Annotated in this window: 8 protein-coding genes, 1 tRNA gene and 1 pseudogene; 5 read left to right on the top strand and 5 right to left on the bottom strand. The window is 61.1% G+C overall.

The genetic code is table 11. The features are described from left to right. Window positions 1-284: 284 nt before the first annotated feature. The 3 genes from chvE to mmsB all read left to right on the top strand — a co-directional run bounded on the left by chvE (window position 285) and on the right by mmsB (window position 4229). Window positions 285-1304: a multiple monosaccharide ABC transporter substrate-binding protein gene (gene chvE / locus HUI96_RS26475; protein ID WP_210320336.1), complete on the top strand. Its 1020-nt coding sequence runs from the start codon at window positions 285-287 to the stop codon at window positions 1302-1304. Window positions 1305-1440: 136 nt separating this feature from the next. Beyond that, window positions 1441-2976, top strand: a complete 1536-nt coding sequence (gene mmsA, locus HUI96_RS26470; protein ID WP_188257705.1) for a multiple monosaccharide ABC transporter ATP-binding protein — start codon at window positions 1441-1443, stop codon at window positions 2974-2976. Continuing rightward, window positions 2973-4229, top strand: coding sequence for a multiple monosaccharide ABC transporter permease (gene mmsB, locus HUI96_RS26465; protein WP_188257704.1), 1257 nt, complete (start codon window positions 2973-2975; stop codon window positions 4227-4229). The genes mmsA and mmsB overlap by 4 nt, the downstream gene beginning before the upstream one ends. 37 nt (window positions 4230-4266) lie before the next feature. Here the strand turns inward: mmsB and HUI96_RS26460 are convergent, their stop codons facing one another. Then, complete coding sequence (locus HUI96_RS26460) at window positions 4267-6159, bottom strand: putative bifunctional diguanylate cyclase/phosphodiesterase (RefSeq protein ID WP_188257703.1); 1893 nt, start codon at window positions 6157-6159, stop codon at window positions 4267-4269. A gap of 421 nt (window positions 6160-6580) precedes the next feature. Between HUI96_RS26460 and HUI96_RS26455 the strand changes: the two genes are divergently transcribed. Then, window positions 6581-6656: transfer RNA gene (locus HUI96_RS26455), tRNA-Lys, on the top strand. A gap of 671 nt (window positions 6657-7327) precedes the next feature. On the opposite strand, the gene HUI96_RS26450 is transcribed toward HUI96_RS26455, so the two are convergent. The 3 genes from HUI96_RS26450 to HUI96_RS26440 all read right to left on the bottom strand — a co-directional run bounded on the left by HUI96_RS26450 (window position 7328) and on the right by HUI96_RS26440 (window position 11829). Beyond that, window positions 7328-9127: an ABC transporter ATP-binding protein gene (locus HUI96_RS26450; protein ID WP_188257702.1), complete on the bottom strand. Its 1800-nt coding sequence runs from the start codon at window positions 9125-9127 to the stop codon at window positions 7328-7330. After that, window positions 9102-10274 carry a beta-glucosidase gene (locus HUI96_RS26445; protein ID WP_237684397.1) on the bottom strand — a complete coding sequence of 391 codons (1173 nt, stop codon included), beginning with the start codon at window positions 10272-10274 and terminating at the stop codon, window positions 9102-9104. Before HUI96_RS26445 ends, HUI96_RS26450 begins: the two co-directional genes overlap by 26 nt. Before the next feature lie 655 nt (window positions 10275-10929). Then, window positions 10930-11829 (bottom strand): PhnA-like protein, encoded by a 900-nt coding sequence (locus tag HUI96_RS26440; protein ID WP_188257700.1) that lies wholly within the window; start codon window positions 11827-11829, stop codon window positions 10930-10932. Window positions 11830-12103: 274 nt separating this feature from the next. On the opposite strand from HUI96_RS26440, the pseudogene HUI96_RS30365 reads away from it, so the two are divergent. Beyond that, window positions 12104-12310, top strand: a pseudogene (locus tag HUI96_RS30365) (integrase core domain-containing protein); the annotation flags it as partial. Between the two features lie 160 nt (window positions 12311-12470). Here the strand turns inward: HUI96_RS30365 and HUI96_RS26430 are convergent. Further along, window positions 12471-13253, bottom strand: coding sequence for a glutamine amidotransferase (locus tag HUI96_RS26430; protein ID WP_337918649.1), 783 nt, complete (start codon window positions 13251-13253; stop codon window positions 12471-12473). Window positions 13254-13271: the final 18 nt, after the last annotated feature.

The following is a 13271-nucleotide window of genomic DNA, read 5'->3' as shown; positions in this document are numbered from 1 at the left end:
ATTGGTATATCGTAAGTCATAAATGATATTTGACAGCTATATCGATTGAATTCAGTTTCGGCCCGCCCAGGTTGTAACTCCGGCAACGCGATTGCATGCGTCAGCCGGGCCTAACGGTCCGGGCGCGGGAGGGCTTGGGGGGTAAGGAATCAGGACATTGCCCGACAGGGCCGCCATATGCGCAGCGCCGCACCGGCGGGTCGCTGTTCTTTGCAGTAAAGGGAGAGAATACTGTGAGAGTTATTAAAGCATTGGTGGGCGCGCTCGCGATCAGCCTCGCCGGCATGACGTTTGCCGCGCACGCCGAGGACAAGGGCCTGGTGGGCATCGCCATGCCGACGAAATCGTCGCTGCGCTGGATCAGCGACGGCAACGAGTTGAAGGCCGCGTTGGAGGCGAAGGGCTATACCGTCGACCTGCAGTATGCCGAGGACGACATTCCGAACCAGCTCGCCCAGATCGAGAACATGGTGACAAAGGGCTCCAAGGCCCTGGTGATCGCTTCGATCGACGGCACCACGCTGTCGTCCGTCCTGCAGCAGGCCAAGGATAGCGGCGCGATCGTCGTAGCCTATGACCGCCTCATCCGCGGCAGCGGCAACGTCGACTATTACACCACCTTCGACAACTTCAAGGTCGGCGTGCTCCAGGCCGATTCGCTGGTCAAGGGCCTCGAGGAACACTACGCGGACCAGAAGCCCTGGAACGTCGAGTTGTTCGGCGGCTCGCCGGACGACAACAACGCGTTCTTCTTCTACGACGGAGCGATGTCGGTGCTGCAGCCGATGATCGACAAAGGCGACATCGTCATCAAGTCTGGCCAGATGGGCATGGAAAAGGTCGGCACGCTGCGCTGGGATGCGGCGGTCGCCCAGGCTCGCATGGACAACATCCTGTCGGCCAACTACGCCGACGGAAGCCGCGTGCATGGCGTGCTGGCGCCCTATGACGGCCTCTCCCGCGGCATCATCTCGTCGCTGCGCGGCGTCGGTTACGGCTCGGCGGACCAGCCGTGGCCGATCATCACCGGCCAGGATGCCGAGACCCCCTCGATCAAGGCGATCATCGCCGGCGAGCAGTATTCGACCGTGTTCAAGGACACGCGCGAGCTCGCCAAGGTGACCGCCCAGCTCGTGGACGACGCGCTCTCCGGCAAGGAGCCGCAGATCAACGACACCAAGACCTATGAGAACGGCGTCAAGGTCGTTCCGTCCTATCTTCTGGTCCCGGTCTCCGTCGACAAGACGAACTACGAGGAGATCGTCGTGAAGTCCGGCTATATCAAGGCCGAAGAGCTTCAGTAAGTCTTTGCTTGCCCCTAACCCCGCGCCCGAAAAGCGCGGGGTTCTTTTTTTTCGTAGTCCTGCCTTGTGCGGGGGATGTTGAACGGAACGGCACTCAATCTAAACTGGGGCAGGAGACTCGCAGGCGAGCGGACGAATGGCAGAAACCATCCTGGAGATGCGCGGCATCACCAAGACGTTTCCCGGCGTAAAGGCGCTGTCGAACGTCAACCTCGACGTCCGCAAGGGGGAAATCCATGCAATCGTCGGCGAGAACGGCGCCGGCAAGTCGACGCTGATGAAGGTCCTCTCCGGTGTCTATCCGTTTGGCACCTATACCGGAGACATCCACTACGAGGGTCACGAGTGCCGTTTCACCGGCATCCACGACAGCGAAAAGCGCGCCATCGTCATCATCCACCAGGAACTCGCGCTGGTCCCGCTGCTGTCGATCACCGAGAACATCTTCCTGGGCAACGAACAGGCCCGCTTCGGCGTCATAGACTGGAACCGTGCCAAGCGGCGCGCAGCGGAACTGCTGCGCAAGGTGGGGCTGCGCGAAGACCCCGACACGCTAATCACCGACATCGGCACCGGCAAGCAGCAGTTGGTCGAGATCGCCAAGGCGCTGTCGAAGGACGTCAAGCTGCTGATCCTCGACGAGCCGACCGCCAGCCTGTCCGAGAAGGACAGCCAGCACCTTCTGGATCTCCTGCTCGAGTTCAAGCGCCAGGGGATGACGGCGATCCTGATCTCGCACAAACTCAATGAGGTGAAGCGCGTCGCCGACCGCGTGACCGTGATCCGCGACGGCCAGACCATCGAGACGATGGATAAGGCCGACGTGACCGAGGACCGGATCATCACCTCGATGGTCGGCCGCACGATGGAAGACCGCTATCCAACGCGCGAGCCGAAGATCGGCGAGACGATCTTCGAAGTCCGCAACTGGACCGTGCACCATCCGGTCCATCCAGAGCGCCAGGTGATCAAGGGCATCAACCTCCACTTGAAGAAGGGCGAGATCGTCGGCCTAGCCGGACTGATGGGCGCCGGCCGCACCGAATTCGCCATGAGCGTGTTCGGGCGCAGCTACGGCGTGAACGTCAGCGGCGAGATCCTGCTGCATGGTAAGCCGGCGGACACGTCGACAGTGAGCAAGGCGGTGGCAAGCGGGCTCGCCTATGCGACCGAGGACCGAAAGGTGTACGGCCTCAACCTCATCGACCACATCAAGCACAACGTGACCGTCGCCAACCTGCCGGGCGTGTCGAAGTCCGGCGTGATCGACGACATGGCGGAACTGAGGGTCGCAAACGACTACCGGAAGAAGACCAATATCCGCTCCTCGAGCATCTACCAGATCACCGGCAATCTTTCGGGCGGCAACCAGCAGAAGGTGGTGCTGTCGAAGTGGCTCTTCGCAAACCCGCAAGTGCTGATCCTCGACGAGCCCACGCGCGGCATCGACGTCGGGGCGAAATACGAGATCTACACCATCATCAACAAGCTCGCGGACGAAGGCAGGGGCATCCTGGTCATCTCGTCCGAGATGCCGGAGCTCCTCGGCATCTGCGACCGCATCTACGTCCTCAACGAGGGCCGCATCGTCGGCGAGTTCGGCCGGCACGAAGCGAGCCAGGAGAAGATCATGCGGGCGATCGTCCGTGGTGAAGAGAAAGCAGCGTCATGAGCACGGAAATCGCTCCGTCCACCGTGAACCCGGCCAAGGCCTCGGCACAGCAGGCGATCAAGGAGAACCTTCGCGAGTACGGGCTGGTGCTGGCCCTCATCGCAATCATGGTGTTCTTCCAGTTCATGACCGGCGGCATCCTGTTCCTGCCGGTCAACCTTACCAACGTCGTCCTGCAGAACTCCTACATCATCGTGATGGCGCTCGGCATGCTGCTGGTCATCGTGGCAGGCCACATCGATCTTTCCGTCGGTTCCGTGGCGGGCTTCGTAGGCGCGGTCGCAGCCGTGCTGATGGTGGATTACGGCATCAATCCGCTGCTTGCGGGCATTCTTTGCATTGCAGTCGGGGCGATCATCGGCGGCGCGCAGGGCTACTTCATCGCATACATGAAGATCCCGTCCTTCATCGTCACCCTGGCGGGCATGCTGGTGTTCAAGGGCCTGTTGCTTGCCCTGCTCGGGGGCCGCTCGGTCGGCCCCTTCCCGACCGAATTCCAGTTGCTCAGCGCCGGTTTCATCCCGGACGTTTTTGGCCCGATCACGCTTGTCGCGCCAGCGCTCAACGCCTCCCGCAATCCAATACCGAACACCGGCGTCGTCCTCCATGCCACAACGATGGTGATCGCGGTCCTGATCGTCGCGGCGATGCTCTATTTCGCTCTGAAGAGCCGCCGCGCCCGCGAAAGCCACGGCTACGAGGCCGAGCCGTTCGCCCTGTTCATCGTCAAGAACCTTGTGATGTCGGGCATCGTCCTGTTCCTGATGTACAAGTTCGCCTCCTACAAGGGGCTGCCGAACGTACTCATCGTGATGGGCCTGCTGATCGCGCTGTTCGTTTTCCTGACCAAGCGCATGACGTTCGGCCGCCGCATCTTTGCGATGGGCGGCAACGTGAAGGCGGCGGCGCTCTCGGGCATCAACACGGAGCGGCTGACCTTCTTCGTCTTCGTCATCATGGGGATGCTCGCGGCGCTGGCCGGCCTTATCTATGCGGCGCGGCTCAACCAGGCGACGCCGAAGGCGGGCGCCGGCATGGAACTCGACGTGATCGCTGCCGTATTCGTCGGCGGGGCGTCCGCCATGGGCGGCGTCGGCGAAGTGGCCGGCGCGGTGATCGGCGCGTTCATCATGGGCGTGATGAACAACGGCATGGGCATCATGGGCATCAACATCGACTGGCAGCAGGTCATCAAGGGCATGGTGCTGCTCGGGGCCGTCGCCTTCGACCTCTACAACAAGAAGAAGTCCTGACCTCAGAGCTTCGGCGCTGCGCTCCCAGCGGATGGCTTCACGCCGTCCGCACTCGTGCGGGGCTGCTGCTTTCGTCGTTGGCCGCCGAAAGCCCGAGTTGCGCGGCGAGGCTGGTCGCCGGCATCGGGCTGGCGAAATAGAAGCCCTGAAGTATATCACAGCCGGACTCGCGCAAAAAGTTCGCCTGCTCCTCGGTCTCAACGCCCCCGGCCGCAACTCTGAGCCGCAGTGAACGCGCCAGGCTGATAGTCGCCTTGAGGATATCGCGGCCGCGTGGCGTCCCCGTATGCGCCGCGACGAACGAGCGGTCGATCTTCACGGTGTCGCCCGCGAAATCGACAAGCTGCGGAAGACCTGTCTGACCTGTGCCAAGATCGTCCATCGTAATCCGCACTCCGGCGCTGCGCAGGTCCTGCAGCTTGCCGGCGATTCCCTTCGAGGGATCGGCCAGCAGTCCGTCCCTCAGTTCGATCTCCAACCTGCGCGGGTCTACATCCGCCGCCTCCAGCGCACCGAGCACGCTGCCCACGACGTCGCAGGTGCGGAACTGCTTGGCCGAAAGATTGATGGCGATGCTGAGGCGCGGAGGCAGTTGCGCCAGCATCCTGGCAGCCTCCTCGATGGTCCAGGACCCGATATCGCAGATCAGGCTTGAGCGTTCCGCGGTTGGAATGAATTCCGGAGGCAGCAGCAGCCCCCGCCGCGGGTGATTCCAGCGTATCAATGCCTCGAAGCCGGAGACCACGCCCTCGACCGGGGAAACGAGGGGCTGAAAGTGGAGGACGAACTCGTTGCGCGTGATCGCCTCGGCGAGTTCGGCCTGAAGCGTGCGGCGATCTCGAACCTGCGCGTCCATTTCGGTTTCGAAGAAGGAGTAGCGGTTTCCCCCTGCCTGCTTCGAGCGGTAGAGCGCGAGATCGGCATGATGCAGGAGCTCATCCGGATTTCGGCCATTTGCCGGCGCAAGCGCGATGCCGACGCTCAATCCGACCGAAAGCGTACTTCCGTTTATGGTGAACGGCTTCGCCATCTCCGACACAAGCCGCTGCGCCAGTTCCGAGACGCCGCTCGCTTCGGCCGCCTCCGGCATGATGATGCAGAATTCGTCTCCGCCGAGGCGGGCGACGAGGTCGATCTCGCGCAACTGTGCCTTGAGGCGCTTGCCGGCCTCGACCAGGAGATGATCGCCGGCTTGATGGCCTTCGGAGTCGTTCACCGCCTTGAACTTATCAAGGTCGAGATAAAGCAGCGCGAATGGCGTGCCATACCGGTCGAGGCGTGCGGCGCTCTCCGCCAGCTTGGCCGTAAGGCGTGAACGGTTGGGAAGCCCGGTCAGATGGTCGTGGAAGGCGAGATAGCTAACCTTCTCCCTGGCCTTCACCTCGACCGTCGCGTCCGTTGCGGTTCCAATATAGCCGGCGAACCGATCGTCCCGGAAAACCGGCTTGCCGGCCAGACGCCACCAGCGCAGCCCGCCCTTCGCTGGGACCGCGACTTCGAGCCCGGAGAAGGACCGCTTGTGCCTAAAAGCGAGCGCCAGGTCGGACTGTGCTTCCTGACTGGCGGTACCGTTCTCTGCAGCCCGTCGCAGGAAATCCGCAAAGTCCCTCCCTTCGAGTTCCGCAACCGAGAGACCTGCGTGTCTTGCGAATTTCTCGGTCACGCCGCGAAGCATGCCGTCGGAATCGGTGGACCAGAGCCATCCGCCCCGCTCGGCGGCGTAGTCCCTGAGCAGCAGACTAAGCAGTTCCTTCTGGTCGCGGGCGGCGGCGTCCTGCCTGCGAGTGCGCAGGCGAATCAGCAATGCCGGCACAGAGCCGAAGATCAGGCCGCAGCCGGGGGCCAGCATCAGCCAGATGACCTCGGGCCGCCATTCGACGGGTGCAAAGAACTGAATCGCCAGGCACGACGCGGTGATGAAGGAGATCATCACGATTTCCGGGAGGTGGTCCGACAGCCTGGTTCGCGACGGCACCGGAATCGGCGCGCCGGCTCTGTGGCTTCGACCACTGTGGCTTACCCGCGCCTGGCCTGGCCGGTACCCCAACACGAACGCACACCCCCAACATCTGATTGGTACCGCATAGTAAGAGGGCTTCCTCAACAGCACCTTCAACAGATGACTAAAACTGTTCGGACCCCTGCCGGCCAGACGATTTTCCACAGGTTGAACGGGCCAATCGCACAGAAGGTGCTCAGCCGGCTGCATCAAAGCCAGAACATGCCGCCAACGGCTCGGCTTGTGAAAAATGCCGAGAAGGCACGCGCAGATTTTCCCAAGAATGGCATGACAGAGGGCTGGACAGGCCCGATCCGCATGGCTATATCGCGCCCAGCCTTCACCGGCTGCCGGGTGATTAGCTCAGTTGGTAGAGCAGCTGACTCTTAATCAGCGGGTCACAGGTTCGATCCCTGTATCACCCACCAATTTTCTCCAATAGATCAGAATGTTACGTTGACTGGATGAGTCAGCGAAGGAAACACGGCCACCCCCGCTAGATCGCCATTGGATCACGCAGGGCTAAGTATCTGATCTCCGTTCTCCTGTCGTTCTAGCGCCAACAGAATTGTGGATAGCCCGCGGTCCGCGAACAGTTCGGCGATATCCTTCTGGAACTTCCGAAACTTTCGAGGCGCTCAGGCGCTTTGAAGTCGGAAGCCGTCCGACGAAGGGCGGCTCCAATATGCGAGGTGACGGGATATCAATGAACCGTCGCGGGGACGAACTTGGGATTCGGATTGGGAACCCCGGGAGCATGCCATAGCTCGCGAAAGCGTGCGGCAATGCAATCCATCTTTATCGGCTCCAGTTCCTCTTCGGCCGAGGTCTCAGGATCTCGGCCGCTTCCATTTCTGGCGGCGCCTTGTAGATCGGCAGAACCTCTTTCCGCTCAAGACTCCGTGCGCAGCCGAGCCTTGCTCCCTGGAAGATGATCTCGGTGCGGTAGCCGTCCCACTTGATCGCGCGAATCCAATCATCGCCGACACGAACCAGGCAATTTCACAGCAGGACGTAACTGCCCAGCAGCACGGCGGCAGGACCGCGGCTGCCAACAACTGCGAGGGTCGATCGCACTCTCATTGGCCCGAGCCTGGTGCTATGCTGCTCTATCAAGCGCTAACCCGTTGGCTTGAAGTCGCCACATCCTCTCGAAAAGGCCCGCGCGGGCGCGAAGTTCCGCGGCGGTTCCATCTTCGACGATAGATCCGTGTTCCATGACCAGGATGCGGTCGAAGTTGTTCAGCGTTGAGAGCCGATGCGCGACAGCAATTACCGTTCGATCACGAAACTCAACAATTGCGTTTTGGATTTTCAACTCGGATTCCGTGTCAAGCGCCGAGGTTGCCTCGTCGAGAACGATGATCGGCGAGGTCTTGAGGAAAGCACGGGCAATCCCAATACGCTGGCGCTGGCCACCTGAGAGCTTTACACCGCGCTCCCCTACCAGCGTATGATAGCCATTCGCCAGTCGCGAGATGAACAAGTCGCACTGGGCGGCACGGGCAACAGCGAAGACCTCGTCGTCCCTCGCACCCGGCCGCGCGATTCGAATGTTCTCCATGACGCTGCGGTGAAAGAGCACCAGTTCCTGTGGAACAACAGCCAGCTTCTCGCGCAAACTGTCCTGCCGAATGCGGGCAATGTTCTGTCCGTCGATCAGGATCTCACCCGTGTGGACGTCATATAGCCGTTGTAGAAGATGGACCAGGGTCGACTTTCCGGCTCCCGAAGGCCCGACGATTCCCACCTTCTGACCGGGCTCGATCGAAAAGTCGATGTTGTGAACCGCATCCCTTGTGTCCTCATAGCCGAAGGAAACGCCTCGGAAAACAATGGCTCCCTTCTGAGCCTCGAGCGCAGGTGCGCCGGGTAAGTCAACAACGGTTTGCGGTTGGCCGATCACATGCAAGGTGTCTTCGATGAAACCGAACTGCTGCACCATCTCAACCAGAGATAAGGCCATATCTCTCGAACCGTGAAGGATACGAAAGGTCAGCGCGCTGACGACCACGACATCGCCCGGGCTTATGCTGTCGGTGCGCCACAATTGTACGGCCCAGGTCAGCATCCCACCTGCCATGAGCCAAAGCGCAATGTCGTGGATCAGCCGTGCTTTCTCGGTGTACATCCAGCTGGTCCGCTGGGCAGCTTCCTCGCGCCTGAAAATTCTGGCCAGTCGCCTCTGTTCGTTTCTCTGTGCCGAGAAGGCCTTCACGCACCACATGTTTGTGATGATGTCGACGAGATCGCCGCATGCATCACTTGCATGCGCAGCATACTCGCGATGGTGGCGACGACCGTGTTCGCCGAAGATGATGAGGCCTAGTGTGATAACCAGGACCGAGGCTGCGAGTGCGATCGCCATTCGCCAATCCACGATCGAGAAAACAACCATCGCGCCCAGAAAATCCACACTCGGCGGTACGATGCGCCACACGATCGTATTCGCTAAGGCGCCAAAGTTGCCTGCGGTCGACGTGATGCGTTGCCCGAGCGCGCCGGCCGGGTTGTCGCTGAAATAGCGCATCGGCTGTCCGCTGAGGAACTCGAATAGATCGAGCCGCATGTCGACACCGATGGCCAGCGTCGTTCGGCACCCGAACCAGCCACTAAGCCGCCACAGGATGCTTTCGACAGCAATAAAGATGATGAAGACCATCAGGGCTGTTTCAGCCAAACCGCTGTCGCGCGGCCCTGCCATGGCATCCACCAGAAGCTTCATCACATACTGCACCGCAACCGCGCAGGAACTTGCAGCGACCACCATGATGGCGAGGCAGATGAAGCTGAGGCGCCGGCGATATACGTAGTGGGCCAGGAATCTGCCAGGCCCTTTGAGAAAAGGCGGCGCTGTTCGCGGCGAGGGCCTTCTATTGTAGGCTCTCTGCAACGGCATAGATCCTTCCATCCTCCTGCGGCATCGACATCGACGAAAGCACCGATTGGATGCGACGCTCTTGGGCGAGAATCTCTTCGGCAGTACGGCGACAGACCCGTCGCTGACCTGAATGGTCTGCCGCACCGAGAAGCCCTACCTCGCACAGGCGCCCGTTATCCCAGCCGGGGTAGTCGAGGACCGGGTAGAGACACATCCCTTCAATCCGGACGCCTTCCATCAATGCCTGGCGCACCTCGGAGCCGACGTAATGCAACCAGGAGGGCCTCGCGGTTCGCTCTGCGCCGGTTTCCGTGATGAGTAGCGGGCGCCTGTATCGCCGCTCGACCTCCTTTAGAATCTCCGCCAGCGGGCGGTAGGAATGGTGCCCGAATGGGATGGTTGGCCCGTCGAGCAACCATTGATTATCCGGATAGTAGTTCAGCCCAAGCACATCGACATATTCCGGCCGACCACCGAGTTCCGGCTCCATCCAGCCGCCCAGCAGATCGATCGACTCGAATTGAGCCTGTCGGTAGTGTTCCGCAGCAGAAATGTGGGCGATCTCGGACGATTGGCTCGCCACATGGATCAGTGGTTCGGCGGTGACGAGGCGCGCTCGGGAATCAACGTCCCGGATCGCGTTGATGGCAGCGATTGTCGCCCGTACCAGTTGACGCTTGAGGCGTCGACCGCAGCCGACCAGGTATGGGTTCATCCGGGCGGTCTCGCCGCCCGCCCATGACCAGTAAGAAATTTCGTTTATGGGGCAGTAGAACGGTGCGAGATCGCTCTCTTCCCGCACAAGGCGCGCAGCGGCAGCGGCGAATTTCGCGAAGCGCGTGACGAATTCTTCGGAGAAGATGTCAAGTCCGTCAGGCCACCCGTAGTGACAGAGGTCCCATGCCACCTGCATGCCGCATTCGGCTGCAGCCCTCAGCATGGGAAGGAAGCTCGACCAGTCGTAACCTGCGGGGCTGATTTCGATCAGATGCCACCGCACACCGTCGCGTACGGCGCGAATTCCATGTTCCTGAAGCTGGAGGTAGTCGGAACGCGCTAGGTGATCATGTAGTGTCGCACTTGTGAGATCGAGTCTTGTGCCATCAGTCCGCCGATGGCTCGAACACTCGAAACCGCCCAGACAAAAGCTACTGAAAAGCGTCATGGCGTTCACACGAGCCCAGGCATGAAGCCGTTTCGATGGAGCCGCTGGCAGCGTCTCTGAACTGCTCATGCTCCTGTTTGCAGTCAGACGGGATGTACCCGCCCCACGGATGCCGCATCCGCGGCGATGGTTTCCAATCGACTTGATTGGTCCGATCTGCTCGCCCAAGCCCCTGGACTAATCATAGATCAGGTCGCCACGGAGCGCATTATGTAAACGAGGCCGGGGATTGGCGCCGCGTCGAGAAGTGAGCAACGCACTCCCAGCTGAAGCAATTGCGACTTTGGACGCCGTCCAAGCAGTCGGCCGGCGGGAAGCTAGCTGCTCAGGCAGATCGCATCGCGTCTGGCTCAATAACGGACGGTGCAGGGCTCCCGATTGACCAGCATCACAATCCGAAGCACAGCGCGCGGTGTAGCCCCCCAAACTGGCTAAGGGGCCGCGATTTCGCGACCCCAGCCAACTGACTCGCCAGCGCTCCCTATCGGCTGCGGGGCTGGAGATAAATGAGCAGGCTGCTGGCAGCAAGCAAGACCGCCAAGCCACGAGTTGCCTCGTCCCTGAACTATAGAGGAAAAGGTTCGGGCGTGGCCCCCTCGTGAGCGTTTCCTCAACCAGTTAAGTGAGCGAGGCTCGCGCCGCGCCCAGTCCTCTCCTAACCAGCCGCCCGGCGGCGTGTGCTGATCCGGTTGGCAAATTCAGGATGAACCACCCCGGAACGACCGCCGTACCATCCGGCGATGGCTCCGAGCACGAGCGCAACGAAGGCGGCCAGTGCTCCCTTGGATAACACCGAACTTGCGGCATCCGCTGCCTGTTCGGCCTGCTGCTTCGTCCGATCCACCGTCTGTCGATACTGCTGTTCGATCTGCGCCACCTGCTGCTTGGCTTGGTCGACAGGTATGTTGCGGGCTCTGGCCAGCGCCTCGGCTGCCTGTTGGCGGGCGGCGTCAGCATTTGCCTGATCGCCTGTGACAAGTGCTCGTATCGCATTGGCGGCCGCATTGTTCAGCGCTTGCGGGTCCGCGCCGGTTGCTCGAATCTGCGCTTCAAGCGCCTCCAGGGGGTTGGATGTCGCTACGAGGGGTGCTGCAGTTCGAGCCACTGTCTGGCCGAGGCCACCGACTGCATAGGAGATTCCGCTGAAGACCCCGCCGACCAAGCCGCCCACGGCGGTGGTGACCAGGTAAATTATGACAAGCGTTGTGAGGGCCCAGGTCGTCAGCCCGTGGAAGGCTCCAGTGGCCGGATCGCTCTTGCCGGAAAGACGAGCCGCGATGTAGCCGCCGAGATAAGCGGCGATGATGCCGGACACGATATACCAGATCGCGGCGACGATCGAGAACGTCGAGACATCGGTATTGCTTCCAGCGCGCGGGCTGAGCGTTCCGACGCCGATGCCGAGTCCGAGCAACGTCAATAGGACTTGCACCACAAGAGCAATGATGACGCCGGCGAAGACCGCGCCCCAACTGACCTTGTGAAGCATGACTGTGGCCGCGACCGTGTCCAGGTCGGATGCCGCTGACGAGGGGGTGCGAAAGGTCTCGCTCATGTTCTTGACCTTTATTGCGCCCGCCACCCGAACGACGGGTGCGAGCGTGGGATGGGGCAAGGAGCATTCGATGGATGGGCGCCAGGCTATCAGGCTACGGCGTCACCCCCCGGCCAAAACCGTGGGAGACTCTGTGATCTCGCACTGGCAATTCGAACCATGCATCCGAGTCAATGTTCCAAGAATTGGCTCGGCGTGCGTGATTTAAGAGAGCCTGCACAGGAGTGGGCGGACCTCTAGGCCGGAACACGAGGTCCACCCGCAGGATCACCGCGTGGAACGGCACAACATCGCACCGGGCAAGTCGATGCAGAACGGCTACATCGAGAGCTTGAACGGCCGGATGCGCGATGAGCTTTTGAACGAGAGCCTGTTCTTTCGCCTCCATCATGCCGCCGCTCCATCGCCGAAATGGGTCGTGGACTAACACTGCGAGGCCCAGTCCTCGCTCGGCTACCAGATTTCGGCGACCTTCGCCGCGATCATCACCGCAACCGGCGCCCACGCTGCTTTTAATGGCGGCTTTCGTCCGCCAGTTGCTCAACCGGCGCCCTACGGCGTAACAGAAATGGCCGAGGCTCTAATCGCCGCTGGATGAAAGTTCAGTGGCAGGTCAGCGACTTGATCTCCCCGCGGCTCGATCAGCCCTTCTTTGTTAGCCAAGCCAGCACGTTGCGCCAGAGCGTGGCGTAGCCAGGCCATTCGTAGAAGGACGCCGGTAGCCAATGCGGGCTGATGTCCGATGTCCAGGCCAGCGTGCGGCCCTTGCCGTAGCTGCCGGTCACCAGCAGGGGATGCCCGCCTTCGTCCTCTGGCAGTCTCGCGAGCACCTCCACATTATCCGCCTTCTTCACCTTGACTTCGTTTGCGCCGAGCAGGATCGGCCATTTGCCTTCCAGACCTTTCAAGATCGGATGGCTGTTCTTAGGATTGATCACTGCGCTGAAGCCGTTGGGAATCTCCAGCCGATCGTCATTCGGCAGGCATTCCACCGGCAGAACCTCCTCGACTGGCGTGCGGTGCCAGCGGGCACGGCCGTCGATACCCTGGAACGACAAATATCCGCCTATCATTGCGAGACCGCCACCGCCCTCGGTCCATGCTTTCAGAAGCTTCAGCCGGTTGGCGACGGGCTTGCCGTTTAGCCACACATCGGGATGCAGTAGTAGCGAGTTTGCGCCGATATCGGACAGCAGGATCGCATCATAGGCATTCAAACCGTCGAGATCGAACGGAAGTTTCTCGACCGCTTCATGTGCAGGCATGTGGATGAGCTCGAAGTCGCTGCCCGACAGCGCTTTGATGAGGGGCGCCGCGCCGGAATGGAAGGTGACGCTGCCGAATTGATCAAAGCCCTTGAAGTGGCTCGCCGTGCTCATCCAGGTCTCACCGACCAGCAACACCTTCTTCTTTTCGTTCGACACGGTGGCATTCCTCCTTCA

Source organism: Pseudaminobacter soli (ex Zhang et al. 2022) (assembly GCF_014595955.1).
Taxonomy (GTDB): Bacteria; Pseudomonadota; Alphaproteobacteria; order Rhizobiales; family Rhizobiaceae; genus Kumtagia; species Kumtagia pseudosoli.
The sequence above is the reverse complement of the archived record's forward strand: the minus strand, read 5'-3'. Positions and strand labels throughout refer to the sequence as shown.